The following is an 18,915-nucleotide window of genomic DNA, read 5'->3' as shown; positions in this document are numbered from 1 at the left end:
TCCCGTTTTCTGCGCACGCGCTCACCCGCCATCCGTCAATCGCCTTTCGCCCACCCACCCGTCATCCCAGCGAAAGCTGGGATCTTCATGGGGCGGGTGCCGCGGTCTTCACGGGGATATCCCAGCTTCCGCTGGGATGACGGGATAGGTCGCGGGAGAACAAGCAGCAAAAGGTTGCCCTTTCGTTCCTGTTCGCACAAGGTCGCGCGGTGCTCCCCTATCCCGCCCTCCACGCCAGCCACGCCGGCATCTGGATCGCGAACGCGGACGGTGCCCGTCCGATCGGGCGGGGCGAGGCGATCCGGATCGCCGCCGATACGCCGGTCATCATGCTCAACGCGCCGCTCGTCGGGCAGCGCCTCGGCTATCCCGATCTGTCGGGGCTCGACCTGCTCGAACTCTACGCTTTCCTGCGTCCCGCGCAGTTCGCGGTGCCGACGCCGAAGGGGATCGCTCGGGTTACCGGCTTGGACGTGCCGAGCGAGGATGCCGAAGTTGCGCCGTTCCTCCTCCGTGCGGCGGAGGCGATGCTGGCGCTCACCGACACCGACTGGCCCGAGCGTGAAGGCGCATGGACCGCAGCGCAGTCGCTGTTCCGCCTGCGCTGGCCCTGGGCGCCGGTCGTCGCCGAGCGGTTGAAGAAACCGTCCGTCAACGAACGCTGGCTGTTCTCGTCGCTCCCCGAATGGGAGGAGCACGCCCCGCGACCTGCCCCGCGCACCGTCACGATCGAGCCAGGCGATGCGGAGGCGCGGCTCGTCGACCTCACCGGCCACGGTGCCGAGGAACGCCCCGGGCAGCGCGCCTATGCGGGTGCCGCCACCGCCGCCTTCGCCCCGCGGGCAATGCGCGACACGCCCAACCTCGTCCTCGCCGAGGCGGGGACCGGGATCGGCAAGACGTTGGGTTACCTCGCGCCCGCCTCGCTCTGGGCGGAGAAGGCCGGCGGCGCGGTGTGGATCTCGACCTATACCAAGACGCTGCAACGCCAGTTGGGGCAGGAAACCGCGCGCCTCTACCCCGACGCGGCGATCCGGAAGGCGAAGGTCGTCACGCGGAAGGGGCGCGAGAATTACCTTTGCCTGCTGAACCTGGAGGACGCGCTGCAAGGCGGGTTCGCGGGCCGTGCGGCGATCCTCGCGCACCTCGTCGCGCGCTGGGCGGCGTATAGCGCGGACGGCGACATGGTCGGCGGCGACCTGCCCGGCTGGCTGCCGACACTGTTTCGCCGCAACGGCTCGACCGCACTGACCGATCGGCGCGGCGAGTGCGTCTATGCCGGCTGCCCGCACTACCGGAAATGCTTCATCGAACGCGCCGCCCGTGCCTCGTCCGATGCCGACATCGTCATCGCCAACCACGCGCTGGTGATGGTCAACGCGGCACGAGGGCGCGAACTCGCGACCCGGCCGACGCGCTACGTGTTCGACGAGGGCATCACATCTTCGACGCGGCCGATTCGATGTTCGCGACCGCGCTGACCGGTGCGGAGACGATCGAACTGCGCCGCTGGATCCTCGGCCCCGAATCGAGCGGTCGTGGCCGAAGACGAGGGCTCGCCGCACGCCTGTCCGATCTCGCCAGCTACGACGAACAGGGCGCTCTGGCGATCAGCGACGCGGTCACCGCGGCGGGAGCGCTGGCGTCCGACGGCTGGCTGCAACGCCTCGGCGAGGGCGCGCCGTTCGGGCCGATCGAGACGCTGCTCGCCGCCGTCCGCGGCCTCACCTACGCGCGGGCCGAACAGCCGGGCGACGCCGGCTATGGCCTGGAGACCGAACTCGCCGAACCCGACGCGACACTGATCGAGGCCGCCGCGCCCGCCGCCGCCGCCCTCGACGCACTCGTCCGTCCGCTCGTCACGCTCGGCCGCCGCCTTGAAGCGGTGCTCGCCGAAGCGCCCGACTGGATGGACGGCCCCGCCCGAGCCCGGGTCGAGGGCGCGATCGCCTCGATCGGCTGGCGCGCGGAGACCGTCGCGTCGTGGCTCTCCTTGCTCGCGCGTGTTGGCGGACCGGTCGATGGCGATTTCGTCGACTGGCTCGCGGTCGACCGGATCGAGGGCCGCGAGTTCGATATCGGTCTCCACCGCCACTGGCTCGACCCGACGCGCCCCTTCGCCGAGATCGTCCTGAAGCCCGCCCACGGCGCACTCGTCACGTCGGCGACGCTTGCAGGCGGCGGCGACTGGGAGGTGGCCGAAGCCCGCACCGGCGCGCCGCATCTCCTCCGCCCCGCCGCGCGGTTCGAGGCGAAGAGCCCGTTCGACTATACCCGCCAGGCTGAAGTGCTGATCGTCACCGACGTGAAGCGCGGCGATATCGGCGCGCTCGCCAATGCGTATGCGCAGTTGATCGTCGCCAGCCGTGGCGGCACGCTCGGCCTGTTCACCGCGATCCGGCGGTTGCGCGGCGTGCATGGCCGCATCGCCGATCGACTTGCGCGCGAAGGGCTTCCGCTGCACGCCCAGCACGTCGATCCGATCGACACCGGCACCTTGGTCGACATCTTTCGCGACGACCCCGGCGCGTCGCTGCTCGGCACCGATGCCTTGCGAGACGGCGTCGACGTGCCCGGCGAATCGCTGCGGCTGGTGGTGATGGAGGGCGTGCCTTGGGCAAAACCGTCGGTGCTTCACGCCGCGCGCAGGCTCGCGGGCGGTGGTTCAGCGTATGACGACCGTCTCGTCCGCGCGCGTCTCGCACAGGCGTTCGGCCGGCTGATCCGTCGCGCGGACGATTCCGGCGTGTTCGTGATGTTGTCCGCGGCGATGCCGTCGCGACTGCTCAGCGCGTTCCCGCCGGGGGTGCCGATCGCCCGCGTCACGCTCGAAGAAGCGGTGGCCCGAGTGGCAAGCCGGCTTTCCTCCAATCCACTTTCTTCTGGTGCGCCGGTAGGGCATGAAAGCCGCGAACCGGCTTGAGGATTGCCATGAAGACGTTGACGCTGTTGCGCCACGCCAAGTCCGGCTGGGACGACCCGGTCGCGCGCGATTTCGATCGGCCGCTCAACGCCAAGGGCAAGCGCGCCGCCGCGATGGTCGGCCGGCACATGCGGTCGCTCGGGCTGGCGTTCGATCATGCGATCGCCTCGCCTGCGGTGCGCGTTACCGAGACGCTGGAGCAGATCGAGATCGGGCTATGGCCGGACGATCGCGCCTGCCTGGGACCGGCGCGTGTATCTGGCTTCGGCGGCGACGTTGCTGGACGTGGTGCATGGATTTCCGGCGGAGACGCAGAGCGCGCTGCTGGTCGGGCACAATCCCGGGCTGGAGGATCTCGTCCTGATGCTGGTTGCGGATGGGGCTGACCCGCTGCGCGATGCGGTCGAGGATAAATATCCGACGGCCAGCATTGCGGAGCTCCAGTTCGATGCGGGGAGTTGGGAAGACATCGGTTCGGCTACCGCGCGGTTGACCCGCTTCATCCGTCCTCGCGATCTGGACCCGACCTTGGGCCCGGACGCGGACTGAAACTTGTTTCCCCGCGAAGGCGGGGATCCAGTCTGGGCACCCGCCTTCGCGGGTGAACAAGAAGGCGGGAGCGCACCGCCAAACGCGCACCATTCAAGTAAGCTCCACCCCGGCGAAGGCCGGGGCCCAGTTAGGGGCCCTCGCTAACGAAGGGGAACGCTTCGTTACGCCCACCTTTCCAACTGGGCCCCGGCCTTCGCCGGGTCGTGCATGTGTGGATACGCTAATCCTTACCGCGTACTACACAGCACACCGCTCACCCCTTCTTCGCCATCCTCGCCTTCAAATCCGAAAACGCATTCGCCGGCCGGAACTCGTCCTCGCTGATCACCCCCGCCGCCGCCAGCGCCGCCGCCGCGTTCGGCCCGCGCGGGAACGGATCGATCGACAGCGCCAGCGTGTCCGCCGCAGCCTCGCCCAGATCGATCGTCCCGCCCTCGATCGCCACCATGTCGAGCGCATCGTCGGACAGCTCGACCTCGTCGCCCTCGGCGATCAGCTGCTCGACGAACAGCAGCGCGACCGGCTCGTCGATATGCGTATCGAGCGGCTCGTCGGTGACCGAGCACGCCTGCACCGCCGCGCCGGTCACGCGGCCCTTCACGACGATGCCGCTCTCGGTGCGCTTGATCCCGAAGTCGCGCGTCGAGCCGCGATATCGAGGCAGGTCGAATCGCTTCGCCAGTGCCGCGCGCTCGTCCTCGTTGGCGACGATCTCGACGATCCGCTCGCGCTCGCCGATCGTGTCGAGGCGTTCGGGGCGGCTGAACTCGGGCTTCACGGCAATTCTCCAGATAGCAGATTGGGTAGCGGCATCGCAGCCAGCCCGGCATGAAACGCCATCACCGAGTCGCGGACATGCGCGAGGGCAGCGTCGTCCGGCGCCGAACCCCGGTACAGGTTCCGCACTAGAGCCGGCGCGATATCGCCCGCCGCCAGCCCCTCGCGATACGCTCCAAGGCGCCCGCCGAGCATGCCCATCATCTTGCCGATATGCTTGCCGACGATGATGTCGCCGATCCCGATCTCGCGCAGTTGCCCGTCCATGTCGTCGACGAACCGCTCGGCCAGCCGCGCTGCGGGATCGCCGCCCGCCGGCTCGGCCTCGAGCCGCAGCATCGTGAACGCCAGCAGCGTCGCGATCATGTCGAACCGGCCGTCGACCGTGTCCGGCACCGCGCCCTCCCGGTACCAATGCTCCGCGCGCGCGCGTGCGACCACCGCGTTATACAGCGGCAATGCCTCGTCCGGCTTCTCGCCGAGCAGTCTTCCGAACCAGCTCAATCCGTCGTCCTTCAGGTCGCAACCGCGCTTCGGCTTGTTTGCCCGCGCAACCTCGCATATCGAGGCGAACGGCGGCCGATGCAAATGCGTGGGACTCGTCACGTGTTTTCGCGTGCCCCGGTTGGGAGTTTATATGAGCGTGTTTTCCGCCCGTACGGGTCTCGCCGCAGCACTTGCGGTCGCCGCATTGGCCAGTGGGGGCTGCACCCAGCTGCGCTCGCACCAGGGCTATGTGGTCGACACCGATCTCGTCAACTCGGTCCAGCCGGGCGTCGACAACCGCCAGTCGGTGCTCGCGACACTGGGCAAGCCGACGCTCGCCGGGCAGTTCGACCAGGGCGACTGGTATTATCTGGCGCGCGACAGCCGCAACCTCGCGTTCCGCAATCCGCGCCCGAACGCACAGATCACATTGCAGATCAGCTTCGACCAGAAGGGCACCGTCACCGCGATCCGTCGCGGCGGGCTCGATCAGGTCGCCTCGATCAAGCCATATGGCAAGAAGACGCCGACGCTGGGTCGCGAACGCGGGTTCTTCCAGGATCTGTTCGGCAACATCGGCACGGTCGGCGCAGCGGGTGCCGGCGGCGGCGCGGGCAACGGCAGCAACACCGGCGGCGGCGGTCGCGACCGGCCTTAACGGCTAGGCCCGCAACTGCTGCGCACAGGACTGCGGTCTTCCTGGGGTCTTACGGCCGCAAGCAGCGCGCGTGCGATGAAGGAATCAGGCTAGGCCGCACCGCCCGTTACGCGGCGGTGCGACCAGGCCGGGCATCATCGGCATCTGATCCCGAAAGGGGAAGGGATCCGGTATGTAACGTCCGCCCGGCCGGATGGTTCGGGGGCGTCGATGCGTTCCTCACAAAAATCGTGAAACATCCGATTCCGACCCTACTGAATCCGAAACGGACGTAAATCTACTGTACGCCCCAGACGGGGGTGGGGCGTGGCCGAGTCGCTGTGGATGATCGATGCATTCGCACGCGAGACGCTGTTGTTCGCCAGCGTCGGGCTGTTCATCGGCGGCGTCGACGACCTTTTGGTCGACCTGCTTTTTCTCGGCCAGCGGCTGCGCCGGGGCGGCCGGCGTCGGCTGAGTATCGCGACGCTGCCGCCGCCGCGGAGTACGGGGCGGATCGCGGTGTTCGTCGCCGCGTGGGACGAGGCGGCGGTGATCGGCGGGATGCTGTCGACCGCACTCGATCGCTACGACCATGACGATTACCGGATCTATGTCGGCGCCTATCCCAATGATCGCGAGACGATCGATGCGGTCGCCGCGGTCGCCGAGCGCGATGCGAGGGTCCGTCTGGTCATCGGCCAGCGCGACGGACCGACCACCAAGGCCGACTGCCTCAACACGGTGTGGCATGCGATGCGCCGCGACGATACACGCGAGGCGGTCGGGACCAAGGCGATCGTATTGCACGATGCCGAGGACGTCGTTCACGCGCAGGAATTGCGGGTCTTCGACAGCCTGATCGACCAGTATGAAGTGGTCCAGCTTCCCGTCCTGCCGCTGGTCCATCGCGGCTCGCGGCTCGTCTCGGGCCATTATGCCGACGAGTTCGCCAGAATCGCACGCCAAGCAGATCGTCGTGCGGACGGCGTTGGGCGCAGGCATGCCACTGGCCGGGACGGGGTGCGCGATCGCACCCGATGTCCTGGCAATGATCGCGCAGGCCCGGGGCGGGGATCCGTTCGACGCGTCCAGCCTGACCGAGGATTACGAACTCGGCCTGCGGCTCGCGGAACTCGGCGCGCGCGGCATCTTCGCGCGGGTCGCGACGGCTGATGCGGGCACGGTCGTCGCCGTCCGCGCCTATTTCCCGGGCACGATGCGCAGAATCGGTCCGCCAGAAGACGCGCTGGATGACCGGCATCGCGCTGGCCGGTTGGGATCGGACCGGCTGGGCGAGGCCGCGCGCGTTCGCCGATCACTGGATGCGGATGCGCGACCGGCGGGCGCCGCTCGCGATCGTCGTCCTCGCCGTCGCCTATGTCGCGATGCCGCTATGGGCGATATCGCTCGTGATCCACTGGCTGATCGGCGAGCCGGCGGCGCTTGCGAACGCCTCTCCCACCGCATTCTGGTTGTTCGTCGCCAATGCCATGCTGCTCGGATGGCGGCTCGCACTTCGGATGCTGTTCACGGGACGCAGCTACGGTTTCCGCGAGGCGCTGTGGTCGTTGCCGCGCTTCGTGGTCGGGAATCTCGTCTCGCTGATCGCCGCGCCCAATGCGGTCCTGCGCTATATCCGCATGCTGCGCGGCGCGGCGCCGGTGTGGGACAAGACGCGGCACGAGTTTCCCGATCTGTCGCCGGCAACGCCGCCCGGCCTGGAATGCGAAGCCGCCGAAAGAGGATGAGGGGCGGCCGCCCGCTACGCTTTCTCGCACTGTCCTTGGGCGGCTGGATCATGATTCGGGTGGCATTGCTGTTGCCGGAGGTGGCGTCGCTGCCCGCATCCAAGATCATCCCGCGGGTCATCGACGTGCTCGTGCCACAGGTTGCCGCGGTCGTGCTTGGCCGATCACGACCAATAATGACGGTCGCGATGACCCCGTCCGACGCCACGCCGTCCCCCATGGCGATCGTACGCCGGGCGATACGACAGCCCATCAGCGGCCCTGCGCCTTCGATCGCGGCGGCCGTTCGCGAAGCTCCGCAGGAACGGCCTCACGTCGACGCCATCCCATCCCCGGTCGCGCCGCCGTCGGTTGCCAGGAGGGCGGCCCGTCTCAGTGGAAGCGCCTGGTTGCTGGCGCGTGGCGGGCCGGCCGGGACCGTGTCGGGCGGGCAGCTCGGCGCGTCGCAGGGCGGCTTGCGGCTCGTCTATGCGCTGGGCGACCGACGCAGGCTTGCACTGGTTGCGCGGGTCGCCACGCCGCTCGAGGGCAAAGGGCGCGAGGCGGCGGTCGGGATCGAATGGCAGCCGACCCGCTTGCCGATCCGCCTCGTCGCTGAACAGCGCTTCGTGCTCGACGGGGGCGCGGGGGGCGACGCTCGGCGTAATCGCGGGCTATGGTCCGTCCGATATCGCTCCCGGAGTCCGTGTCGAAGCCTATGGGCAGGCCGGGGGAATCGTGCGCGACGGGATCGAAGGTTTCGTCGACGCGTCCGCGCGACTGACGCATCCGCTCGGCAAGGTGGCGGGTGCGCGCGTGGATGTCGGCGTCGGCGCGTGGGGAGTGCGCAACGTGATGCCAGCCGGTTCGACATCGGCCCGTCGGTCGTCGCGACAGTACCGGTCGCGGGCAAGACCCTGCGTCTGACGCTCGACTGGCGCGAGCAGATCGCCGGTGGCGCGCGCCCGGGTTCGGGACCTGCGCTGTCGATCGGCAGCGACTTCTGACGTACTCCATCGCGCAGGGAGCGAGCGACCATCGTCGACCCAACGCCTCCAATCCAGTTCGCGCGCGTCGAGCCTAGCCCCGCGCGCGCAATCCAGTGTAACGCTGCGGCCGTGGATCTGTATCTCCCCGTCGCCAACCTGTCGGTCAACGCGCTCGTCATCATCCTGCTTGGCGGGGGCGTCGGGCTGTTGTCGGGCATGTTCGGGGTCGGCGGCGGCTTCCTGACGACGCCGCTGCTGATCGTCTACGGCATCCCGCCGACCGTCGCCGCCGCCTCGTCCGCAAGCCAGGTGACCGGCGCCAGCGTCTCGGGCGTGTTCGCGCATTTCCGCCGCAAGGGCGTCGATACCAAGATGGGCGGCGTGCTCGTCGCGGGCGGTATCTTCGGCTCGTTCTTCGGCGCGTGGCTGTTCCGGCTGCTCCAGCAAAGCGGCCAGATCGATACGGTGATCGCGATCGTCTACGTCCTCATGCTCGGCTCGATCGGCGGCATGATGGCCAAGGAATCGATCGGCACGATCGGTCGCGCCCGCACCGGGCGTCCTCCCAAGGCGCGCAAGCGCCGCCATCATCCGCTCGTCGCCGCGCTCCCGCTGCGCACGCGCTTTTATGCGTCTGGCCTCTACATCTCGCCGCTCGCACCGCTGTTGCTCGGCTTCTTCACCGGCATCCTGACGATCCTGCTTGGCATCGGCGGCGGCTTCATCCTCGTTCCCGCGATGATCTACCTGCTCGGCATGGCGACCTCCGTGGTGGTCGGGACGTCGTTGTTCCAGACGCTGTTCGTCACTGCGGTCGCGACGATGGTCCACGCGACCACCACCAAGGCGGTCGACATCGTCCTCGCCGGACTGCTCCTGCTGGGCTCGGTGGTCGGCGCACAGATCGGCGCGCGGTTCGCGACCAAGTTCCGGCCCGAATATCTCCGCCTCGCGCTCGCGGTGATGGTGCTGTTGGTCGGCGCGCGGATCCTGCTCGGGCTGGTCTGGCGGCCCGAGGAGATCTTCTCGGTCACGCTGTCGTGAAGCGCGCGCGCTGGCTCGTCCTGCTCGCGCCACTGCTTATGGCGCAGGCAAAACCGGTGCTCGTCCCCGACGTGTCGCAGCGCAATATCGAGATCGCGTACAGCTTCACCGGTGCCGAGCTCCTCCTGTTCGGCGCGATCCTCTATCCCGGCGGGCGGTTGCCGAGCGACGAGCATCCGACCGATGTCGTCGTCGTCGTGAAGGGCCCGACCCAGTCGGTCCTGATGCGCGAGAAGGAAAAGGTCGCGGGCATCTGGGTCAACGCCTCGCGCCTGCGCTATCGCTCGGCCCCCAGTTTCTACGCGATCGCTTCGTCCAAGCCGATCGACCGCCTCGTCGACGACCGGACGCGCGCGATCTACGAACTCGGGCTCGACAGCCTGCAATTGTCGCCCGCATCCAGCGCGCCGGTCGACACCCAGGACCGCTTCCAGAAAGGCCTGGTCGATCTCAAGCGCCGCGCCGGCCTGTATTACGAGGCACCGCGCGCGGTCGAGATCACCGACGGTGTCCTCTACCGCGCACGCGTATCGATCCCGGCGCGCGTGCCCGTTGGTCGCTTCACCGCGGAGACGTTCCTGATCCGCGACGGCCGTGTGCTGGCCGCGGCGGTGCGCGATATCGAGATCCGCAAATCGGGCTTCGAGCGGTTCGTCGCCCGCGCCGCCGAGCGATCGTCGGTGATCTACGGGCTGGTCGCGGTCGCGCTGTCGGTATTCCTCGGCTGGGCAGCGGGCTGGATCGCACGAAGAGTGTAGCGCGCGTTCACCATCGTCACCGGATGTTTACGCCTTTGCTGGCACGGTCGTGGTGGAATGACTGGGGATGTTGCCGGAATGAGCCAAATGCCGGGATCAGAAGCGTTCGCGCGCGCAGTGCCGCTGGACGGTGGTCTGGCCAGCGCGGATGCGATGGCGACGCCGATCGGGGTCGTCTTCGCGATCGCCGGATCGAGCAGCCGCGTGCTGCTGGATCGTGCGTCGATCGGCGGCCTGTTCGACGATCCCGACCCCGTCGTCGCGGCAGCCGGCCAGGTCGGCAGCCAGGTCAAAATGCGGGTTGGCGGAACATGGCTGGTCGCCAATGTTCGCTCGCTGAAACTCGAGGACACGGCCGGCACCTGCATCGCCGCCGAGATCGATTTCCTGGGCGAGGGTGACGAGGAAAAACTCACCGGCAAGCTCTATCGCTTCCGCCGCGGCGTCACGCGGTATCCGATGCCGGGTTGCGAGGTGTTCCCGATCACCAGCTCGGATCTGGAGCAGGTCTATGCCGCCGACGACCGCGTCAACATCACCGTCGGCACGGTGTATCCGACCGAGGACATCCGCGCCGCGCTGTATGTCGATGCGATGCTCGGCAAGCATTTCGCGCTCGTCGGATCGACCGGCACGGGCAAGTCGACCGGCGCTGCGCTGATCCTTCACCGGATCTGCGAACTCGCGCCGCAGGGTCATATCGTGATGATCGATCCGCACGGCGAATATGCCGCCGCGTTCAAGTCCAACGGTGCGATCTACGACGTCTCGAACCTGCAGATGCCGTATTGGCTGATGAACTTCGAGGAGCATTGCGAGGTGTTCCTCACCAGCAGCGGCGCCGCGCGGCAGTTCGATGCGGATATTCTCGCCAAATGCCTGCTTGCCGCGAAAGCCAAGAGCCGCATCGGCCAGGAGATCGCAAAGCTGACGGTCGATGCGCCGATCCCGTATCTGCTCAGCGATCTGACGGCTATCATCAACGCCGAAATGGGCAAGATGGACCGCGCCGGCGACACCGCGCCCTATCTGCGTCTCAAGACCAAGATCGACGAGATCAAGGCGGATCCCCGCTATGGCTTCATGTTCTCGGGCATGCTCGTCGCGGACACGATGGCGGGCTTTCTCGCGCAGATCTTCCGCCTGCCCGGCGAGGGCAAGCCGATCTCGATCATCGACGTCTCGGGCGTGCCGTCGGAGATTACCTCGGTGGTCGTCGCGGTGCTGGCGCGCATGACGTTCGACTTCGCGATCTGGTCGCGCAACGAACCGCAGCGCCCGATCCTGCTCGTCTGCGAGGAGGCGCATCGCTATATTCCGGCAGGTGAGGAAACGAACAGCGCGGTCGGGCGCATCCTCGGGCGGATTGCCAAGGAAGGCCGCAAATACGGCGTGTCGCTCGGCCTGATCACGCAGCGCCCGTCGGATCTGGCGGAAGGCGTGCTGTCGCAGTGCGGCACGATCATCGCGATGCGCCTCAACAACGACCGCGACCAGGCCTTCGTCCGCGCTGCGATGCCCGAAGGCGCGCGCGGGTTTCTCGATTCGATCCCCGCGCTCCGCAACCGCGAATGCATCATCTGCGGAGAGGGCGTGACGATCCCGATCCGGGTCAGCTTCGACCGGCTCGAGGAGTCGAAGCGACCGGCGTCGAGCGATCCGCTGTTCTCCGAACTCTGGCGCGATGTCGGCGGCGAGGACCAGATCATCGGCCGCACCATCCAGCGGTGGCGCGCCCAGGGGAAATAGCGTCCAAGATTGCGAGGGGATCATGCTGGCGGCGGACGCTGCGGGCAGGATCCCACACGTTATCTACGGCTGGGCATCGTCACGCGGGTCGTCGCGATCGCACCGAGGATCATCAACGCGCCGCCGAGATACAGGATGTTGCGCGGTTCTCCGCCCAGCAGCGAGTGGTAGAACAGCGGCACGGTCAGGCTCTCGATGATCATCGGGATGACGATGAACATGTTGAAGATGCCCATATAGACGCCGTTGCGCTCGGGCGGGATCATGTCGATCAGCATGATGTACGGGTTGCCCATCATGCTCGCCCAGCCGATGCCGATGCCCAGCATCGCCACGAACAGCGCGGGCTCGGTGCGCAAGCCGGGGATCGCAAGCATAGCCACGCCCGATGCGAGCAGGCAGGCGGCGTGTGCGCTCTTGGCCCCCAGCGGCGGGCGAGCGGGACCAGCGCGATTGCCGCGACGAACGCGACGGCGTTGTAGAACGCGCCGAGCTGGCCCACGGTCAGCACGGTATCGCGGAACGCTTCGCTCTTCGCATCCGACGTGCCGTGCAGCGAGCGCGCGACCGCGAAGGTGATGAACTGCCAATAGGCGAACATCGCATACCATTGGCACAGCATCGCCAACGCGAGCTGTCGCATCGGTTTTGGCATCTCGACCAGTGCGGTCTTGAGGTCGCGCAGCGTGCCGCCGAGCGTCAGCGGCTCCTTCGCCAGCCGCGCCTGCTCTTCGGCGGGCAGCGGCAGTTCGGGGACGCGGACCACCGACCAAATGATCGTCGCGAGCGACAGCACCGCACCGATCAGGAACGCGATCCGCGTAATGTCTGGTATCCCGTTGCCGTCCACGGCGTCCTTGTTGAAGCCGATCCACACCAGCAACGACGGTGCCAGATACGAGAGCGTCTGCGCGAGGCCGGTGAAGGCGGACTGCGTCAGGAAGCCGGCGGCGCGCTGATCGTCGGGCAGGCGATCGCCGACATAGGCGCGGTACGGCTCCATCGTCACGTTGTTGGCGGCATCGAGCACCCACAACAGGCTGGCCGCCACCCACAGGGTCGGGCTGTACGGCATCGCCAGCAGGCACAGGCTGCACAGCACTGCGCCGATCAGGAAATAGGGGTGCGGCGGCCGATCCGGGTCGAGGTCCGGTCGCTCATCGCACCGATCAGCGGCTGGATCAGCAGCCCGGTCATCGGCCCGGCGAGCCACAGCAGCGGCAGGCTCGCCTCGTCCGCGCCGAGATAGCCGTAGATCGGCGCCATGTTGGCCTGTTGCAGCCCGAACGAGAATTGCAGCCCGAGGAAGCCGAGGTTCATCTCGATGAGGCGGACGAGCGACAGACGCGGTTTGGTCATGCGGCCGAGGTTCATTGTCCTGCCCCTTGTACGCGATGGTCCGGCGCGAACCGATCGATCCTCCCCCGCCAGGGGAGGTGGCGCCGAAGGCGACGGAGGGGAGGACACGAAACAGCGGTTCCTCCTTACCTCCCCTCCGTCAGGCTATGCCTGCCACCTCCCCTTGCGGGGAGGATTGCGAAAATGCACGCTCACGCTGCGGGACCTGTCCAGACGACGCCCCAGGGTTCGACGACAAGCGTGCCCCCGCAAAGCTGTTCGGACAAGCGATCCTGCCACCCAGCCAAACCTTCGACCGAAACGGGAGCATCCGAGAAGTTCAGGAACACCCGGTCGCTACCACAGCCGATCCCGAGCAGCGCGGGCGAGCGCGTCGCGATCGCCACCGGCGAACCGGCCCCGCCACTCGCGATCCGCGCCGCCCGCAACGCCTCCAGATCGCCACCGATCCGCCGCGCGGCCGAGCCATCGAGCGCCGTCCAATCCATTTTCGGCCTATGCAGCCAGCGCCCTTCATGCGCGCGCTCAGGGTCGCCCAGATAACTCGTGTCGTTCAGCAGCCCAGCCTCGTCGCCCATGTACGTCGTCGCCAGGCCACCGCTCGCGATCGACAGCGCATTGAGCAAGGCGATCCGCCGAAACGCCATCTCGCGCGCTGCGTCGTCCGTTGCCGCTTCGAGCCCGGCCAGCGACGCCATCGTCCCGTTCGAGCCATGCAGCACCGAGCCGTCCGACTGGAACGGCGCACCGCGCGCCCAGCTGCCATCGCCGCCTTCGAGGAAGCGCCCCGCCACCTTCAGCCGCGCGACCGGGTCCGGATCGATCCCGGCCAGGTCGCCGATCACCGCGCCCCAGCCGATATCGTCGTGACACCGCGCATAGCTCAGCCAGTTGGCGCCGCGTGGCAGGCCGCCGCTCGCCTCGACGATCGCGTGGGGCAGGGTGGCGGACTGCTCGGCCAACGCGACCCAGCCCGCCACCATCAGCGAATTATTGTAGACCAGATGGCATTCGGGCTCGAACCCGCCATCCCAATCTGCGCCCTCGTCGGCCCCGAAATACGGCGGTACCAGTGCGGTCGGGACGATCGCTTCCGCCTTCAGCAGCGTCGCGGGCGCGACGATGTCGAGCGCCGCGCGCAACGCCCGGACGATGAAATGCGCCTCCGGACGGTTGCGGCAATCGGTGCTGAGCTGCTTCCACAGGAAAGCGATCGAATCGAGCCGGAACGCCTCGAAACCGTGGTTCGCCAGCCGCAGCATCGTGTCGACGATCGCCAGCATCACCTCGGGATTCAACCAGTTCAGATCCCATTGGAACGGATAGAAGGTCGTCCAGACCTGCCCGCCCATCGCCGGCACAGCCGTGAAGTTTCCTGGTGCGGTCGTCGGAAACACCTCGGGGAGGGCGGCTTCGTACGCCTGCGCCTCGTCCTCGCTCACGACGTGATAAAAGGCCCGGTAATAGGGATCGCCCGCCTGCGCCGCCTGCGCCCAGCGATGATCGTCGGCGGTGTGGTTGAGCGCAAGATCGACGCACAGGCTGATCCGCCCCTCGCGCAGCCGTGCGGCAAGCCGCTCGACATCGCCCATCGTCCCCAGCCGCGGCTCGATCGCGAGATAATCCGCGACCGCGAAACCGCCGTCGCTGTCGCCCTCGCGCGCCTTCAGCAGCGCGAGCAAATGAAGATAGCGAACGCCGAGCGATTCGAGATGGTCGACCCGGTCGATCAGCCCGCCGACCGTGCCCGCGAACCGGTCGACATAGGTCGAATAGCCCAGCATGTCGGGCGCGACGAACCAGTCGGGGTCGGCCAGCCGTGCCTCGTCCAGCGCGGCCATCGCCGCCGGCCGTTCGCTCGCCCGGTCGCGGAGGATCGTCTCCATCCGCGGCCAGAGCGCCGCCAGCCGATCGCCGCCGTACAGCCGTTCGAGCTGGCGTTTGAGGAGGGGGCGAGCGCTTCTAGACGGCGCTCGGTGGAGGTCGTTGTCACGCTCACCCGCCCGATCAGAAGCCGACGCGGACCGCGGCGGAGATCGTCCGGCCGGTGATCGAGCGTGCCCGGACGATGCCGTTGGTCGGGATCGCGCCTTCCTCGGCTTCGGTGATGCCCTTCACGTCGAACAGATTGTTGCCGTTGACCGACAGTGTGACGTTCTCCGCCGGACGGACCGAGACGAACGCGTTGACCTGCGTATAGCCGGGCATCTTGAGGACGTTGTTGTCCTGCGCGTAGCTGTCGGTGGTGCCGATCACGTTCGCGCCGACGGTCAGTCGGCCGACATCGACCTGCGGGGTCGCCTGGAAGATGAACTTGGCCTGGCGACGGGGGCGGTTGCCCTCGACTGCGGGGTTCAGCACATCCTTGGTGATCTCCGCGTCGGTGTACGTCCCGCCCGCCGACAGCGAGAACGGTCCGCGTGCGATCCGGCCCTCGAGCTCGACGCCCTTCGCCTCATATTCGCGGTTGAAGAAGCGCTGCGTCGTCGCCTCGAAATTCTGCTCCTCGGTGCGTGCCCAGAAACCGGTGGCGTAGAGCGAAATGCCGTTCTGGCGGAACTTGAAGCCACCTTCGAGCTGGCGGACGAAATCGACTGCGGCGCCTTCGTCGGTCAAGCCGCCGGTCGTCGTGTTGATCGACGGGCCGAACAACAGGCGATCGGCGTTGGCACGGCCGCCGCGGCTGTAGCGGGCGAACACCGCGGTGCTGTCAGTCAGGCGATAGTTTGCGCCGCCCGAATAGGACAGGTAATCGTAATTATAGTTGAGCGGCGAGCGGACGTTCGGGATCACCGCGACCTGGCGCTCGGCGGCCGAGATCACGCCGTCGCCGTTGATGTCGAACGTCGTGATGCCGCTGCCGAAGCTCGCACCCAGATCGGCGCCGGCGACGCTGCCGCGGGCCCGACCGAAATCGTAGCGCAGCGAGCCGTCGATGTTGAAGCGGCCGATCTCAAGACCGAGCTGCGCGAACGGCGCATAGGTCGTGTAGTCGAGATCGTACGACCGGCGGCAGCAATTGCCGAAGCCGCTCGCCGAATAGCCGGGGACGCCGTTCTGCGTGACCGGCACGCCCGCAGCGGTGCGGATGTCGACCAGTTCCGAACGGCCGTCGTCGGCGACGGTCTGGACGAACGAGTTCCACAGCCAGTCGGTCTTGATGTCCTGGCGCGAGGCATAGAAGCCGCCGGTGATCGCCAGCGTGCCCGAACCGAGCGGGACGGACCCGTTGAGGCGGATGTCGTTGGTGATGTTGTTGAGGCTCTTCAGGTCGACGTCGAACAGCACGATATTCGCGAGCAGGCCGTTGCCGTTGAGCGACGCCGGGTTGGTGATCCGCTGGCCGTTCTGCGATCCGCTGGCGTAGAACAGCTGTGCGCCGGCGCCACCGAGGCCGTTGGCGATCGTCTGCGCGGAGTCGACAGCAGACGGGAAGGGCGAGGTGAAGCCGCCCGAGATGTCCGAATAGCGGAACCGCTCGACGATGTTCCAGCCGTCGGCGACCGGGATCTGCGTCTCGAGGCCCGCCGAATAGACGACGGGATGCTGGCCGTCGCGGATCGAGCGCGTGACGAGCTTGTTGTCGCCGTCGAGCGTCTGCACGGTGCGGATGTTGCCGCTGTGCAGCGTGCCGTTGTTGATCGAGAAATTGGTGATGTTGCTGTAGGTCGGGTCGCTGTTCGTGCCGCTCACCTGCACCGGGTTCGGGAGATAGCCGATCGCGCGATCGTCGAGATACTTGCCGTACAGCCGGACATAGCCGCCATTGCCGAACGACTTGGTGATGTTCGCCTTGAACTGGCCGCCCTTCACGCCGTCATAGCCGACCTGCCGCTGGCCGTCGCCGATCCGGTAGAAACCGCCGAAATGATAGGTCAGCGTGTCGGACAGCTTGCCGCCCTGGTCGAAATCGACGCGGAATTCGCGGTAGTCGAGCCCGCTGGTCAGCTGGAACGCGCCGCCTTCCTGCCCGCCGGTCTTCGAGATGAAGTTGATGACGCCGCCGGGCGAGTTCGACGCGAAGGTCGAGGCGGAACCGCCGCGGACCGACTCGATCGTCCGCACGTTGAAATCGGCGCGCAGGAAGATGTCGGCGTTGCCGAAGGTGATGTCGCCGAATTCGAGGATCGGCAGGCCGTCTTCCTGCAACTGGAGGAACTTCGACCCGCCCGATGCGACCGGCAGGCCGCGGACCGAGATGTTCGCGTTGCCGTCGCCGCCCGAGGCCTCGACGCGGATGCCGGGCAGGTTGCGGAGAAGCTCGCCCGACGTGCGCGGTGCGAGCTGGATCAGCGCGTCCGAATTGATCGAGCTGGTGGTGATCGACGTGTTGAGCCGGTTGGTGCCGCGCGCGACCGCGGTCACGACGATGTCGTCCTGCGGTGCGTCGACGGGAGCGGGGGCCGCAGCCGGGTCGACCTGTGGATCGGCGGTCTGCGCCGAGGCCATGGTTGTGAACGAAGCGGCGGCGATGCCAGCCAGCAAAACGTGACATACTTTCATGCGATCCTCCCTGCGGGCCGGCTTTCTGTGAAGCCAAGGATCGCCTCCTACTATTCTTGCAATCGATTGCAATAGCATTTCACAATCGATTGCAGGATTCATCCGGACTGTCGCGTAATAAGCACGGGTGGCACGATCGCGGACTCGGCCGGCTCCCCGGCGATCCGCTTCAGCAGGCGGTCGACCATCAGTTCGGCACCGATCGCCAGGTCCTGGCGGATCGTCGTCAGCGACGGTGAGGTATGCGCGGCAAGCGTCACGTCGTCATAGCCAACCACCGCGGTCGTGCCCGGAATGTCGATCCCGGCCTCGGCCAGCGCGCGCAGCACGCTCATCGCCGCGACGTCCGATGCCGCGAAGATCGCATCGGGAGCGGCGCCGCGCGCAAGATGCTCCGCCACCGCGGCATGAACCGCTTCGGGCATCATCGGCGTCGCCAGTATGTCGTGCGCAACGCCTGCGTCGCGCGCCGCCGCCGCGAACCCGGCCAGCCGGTCCGCGAATTCGGGCGGGGCAGGGTCGCCGACGAACAGGAGTTGCCGCCGGCCCTGCGCGATCAGGTGCTCCGCCGCCATCCGACCGCCCGCGACATTGTCCGATCCGATCGTCAGATGATGCTGGTCCGGGCGATGCGCGCCCCACACGACCAGCGGACGATAGCGTTGCGCGACCCGCTCGATCACGCCGAACTGGTCCGACTGCCCGACCAGCAACAGTCCTTCGATCCGCCCACTGTCGACCACGCGCTCCAGCCAGTCGTCGGCATCGGGAATGACCCGCGACAACAGGATGTCATAGCCGCGCTCGACCAGCAGATCCGCGAGAAAGCCGAGCAACGACAGGAAGAACGGGTCGGTCAGGTGCTGCGTCTTCGCGTGGCCGAGCGGCAGGACCAGGCCGATCGCCCCGGTGCTCTTCAGCCGCAGGTTGCGCGCGAGCTGGTTGGGTCGCACGTCATGCTCGCGCGCCAGCGCCAGGATCCGCGCCTGCGTCTTGGCATTGACCGAGTTGTGCCCGGCCAGCGCACGCGATACCGTCGCGGTCGAAACGCCGGCGAGCACGGCCAGATCGGCCAGTTTCATTGCGATGGGTCGATCCTCGTCGTCGCGACACTGCGCGCCATCGTACAGTCGTCGCCCAGGGGCGGCAATTGCGGGCAGGATCGCGGTGCGCGGTGTCCAAACATGACGCCATGTAACACGAGTGTCGCGGTTCGTTCGCGGAAATGACGCTGACGATACCTAGTGGCGCCGACGTGGCGACGGTGCCACCGGGGACTTTATTGCGATGCGTATGTTCAAGAGCCTGCTTCGGGCATCGGGTTCGCTGATCCTGGTTTCGAGCGCGGTTGCGGCGCAGGCGCAGGCGCAGGACCGCGTCGACCCGGCGATGCCGACGAACGCAGCCA

At 67.5% G+C, this 18,915-nt stretch carries 12 protein-coding genes and 3 pseudogenes; 9 read left to right on the top strand and 6 right to left on the bottom strand.

The genetic code is table 11. The features are described 5' to 3' along the window. The first annotated feature begins 209 nt into the window (after positions 1–209). Positions 210–2,923 (top strand): annotated as a pseudogene (locus AC0IX7_RS15025) (ATP-dependent DNA helicase). Positions 2,924–2,931: 8 nt separating this feature from the next. Then, a pseudogene (locus AC0IX7_RS15020) lies at positions 2,932–3,472 on the top strand (SixA phosphatase family protein). 256 nt (positions 3,473–3,728) lie between these two features. On the opposite strand, the gene AC0IX7_RS15015 reads toward AC0IX7_RS15020, so the two are convergent. Further along, entirely contained in the window at positions 3,729–4,253 is a 525-nt protein-coding gene (locus AC0IX7_RS15015) for a DUF177 domain-containing protein (RefSeq protein WP_471812630.1), read from the bottom strand. After that, the gene (locus tag AC0IX7_RS15010) at positions 4,250–4,756 is read right to left on the bottom strand and encodes a ubiquinol-cytochrome C chaperone family protein (protein ID WP_471812629.1); all 507 of its coding nucleotides are present in this window, start codon (positions 4,754–4,756) and stop codon (positions 4,250–4,252) included. The genes AC0IX7_RS15015 and AC0IX7_RS15010 overlap by 4 nt, the downstream gene beginning before the upstream one ends. Positions 4,757–4,889: 133 nt before the next feature. Between AC0IX7_RS15010 and AC0IX7_RS15005 the strand changes: the two genes are divergently transcribed. The 7 genes from AC0IX7_RS15005 to AC0IX7_RS14975 all read left to right on the top strand — a co-directional run bounded on the left by AC0IX7_RS15005 (position 4,890) and on the right by AC0IX7_RS14975 (position 11,645). Then, the gene (locus AC0IX7_RS15005) at positions 4,890–5,396 is read left to right on the top strand and encodes an outer membrane protein assembly factor BamE (protein ID WP_128454806.1); all 507 of its coding nucleotides are present in this window, start codon (positions 4,890–4,892) and stop codon (positions 5,394–5,396) included. Positions 5,397–5,720: 324 nt separating this feature from the next. Further along, positions 5,721–6,551 (top strand): glycosyltransferase, encoded by an 831-nt coding sequence (locus AC0IX7_RS15000; protein WP_471812628.1) that lies wholly within the window; start codon positions 5,721–5,723, stop codon positions 6,549–6,551. A 77-nt stretch (positions 6,552–6,628) separates the two neighbouring features. Next, positions 6,629–7,126: a hypothetical protein gene (locus AC0IX7_RS14995; RefSeq protein ID WP_471812626.1), complete on the top strand. Its 498-nt coding sequence runs from the start codon at positions 6,629–6,631 to the stop codon at positions 7,124–7,126. Between the two features lie 35 nt (positions 7,127–7,161). Beyond that, positions 7,162–8,112, top strand: a complete 951-nt coding sequence (locus AC0IX7_RS14990; RefSeq protein WP_471812624.1) for a hypothetical protein — start codon at positions 7,162–7,164, stop codon at positions 8,110–8,112. 111 nt (positions 8,113–8,223) lie between these two features. Beyond that, positions 8,224–9,138 (top strand): sulfite exporter TauE/SafE family protein, encoded by a 915-nt coding sequence (locus tag AC0IX7_RS14985; protein ID WP_471812622.1) that lies wholly within the window; start codon positions 8,224–8,226, stop codon positions 9,136–9,138. Between the two features lie 38 nt (positions 9,139–9,176). Further along, the gene (locus AC0IX7_RS14980) at positions 9,177–9,896 is read left to right on the top strand and encodes a TIGR02186 family protein (RefSeq protein ID WP_187504291.1); all 720 of its coding nucleotides are present in this window, start codon (positions 9,177–9,179) and stop codon (positions 9,894–9,896) included. Between the two features lie 78 nt (positions 9,897–9,974). After that, positions 9,975–11,645, top strand: coding sequence for an ATP-binding protein (locus AC0IX7_RS14975; RefSeq protein WP_471812620.1), 1,671 nt, complete (start codon positions 9,975–9,977; stop codon positions 11,643–11,645). 59 nt (positions 11,646–11,704) lie between these two features. Here AC0IX7_RS14975 and AC0IX7_RS14970 read toward each other — a convergent pair. From AC0IX7_RS14970 to AC0IX7_RS14955, 4 genes and pseudogenes are all read right to left on the bottom strand, one after another. Continuing rightward, positions 11,705–13,019, bottom strand: a pseudogene (locus AC0IX7_RS14970) (MFS transporter). 176 nt (positions 13,020–13,195) lie between these two features. Continuing rightward, on the bottom strand, positions 13,196–14,890 hold the full coding sequence (locus AC0IX7_RS14965; protein ID WP_471812618.1) for an alpha-amylase family glycosyl hydrolase: 1,695 nt from the start codon (positions 14,888–14,890) through the stop codon (positions 13,196–13,198). 121 nt (positions 14,891–15,011) lie between these two features. Next, the gene (locus AC0IX7_RS14960) at positions 15,012–17,453 is read right to left on the bottom strand and encodes a TonB-dependent receptor domain-containing protein (protein ID WP_471812616.1); all 2,442 of its coding nucleotides are present in this window, start codon (positions 17,451–17,453) and stop codon (positions 15,012–15,014) included. 152 nt (positions 17,454–17,605) lie between these two features. Next, positions 17,606–18,589 (bottom strand): LacI family DNA-binding transcriptional regulator, encoded by a 984-nt coding sequence (locus AC0IX7_RS14955; RefSeq protein WP_471812614.1) that lies wholly within the window; start codon positions 18,587–18,589, stop codon positions 17,606–17,608. Positions 18,590–18,915: the final 326 nt, after the last annotated feature.

This window comes from Sphingomonas sp. AC411 (assembly GCF_979253035.1).
The sequence above is the reverse complement of the archived record's forward strand: the minus strand, read 5'-3'. Positions and strand labels throughout refer to the sequence as shown.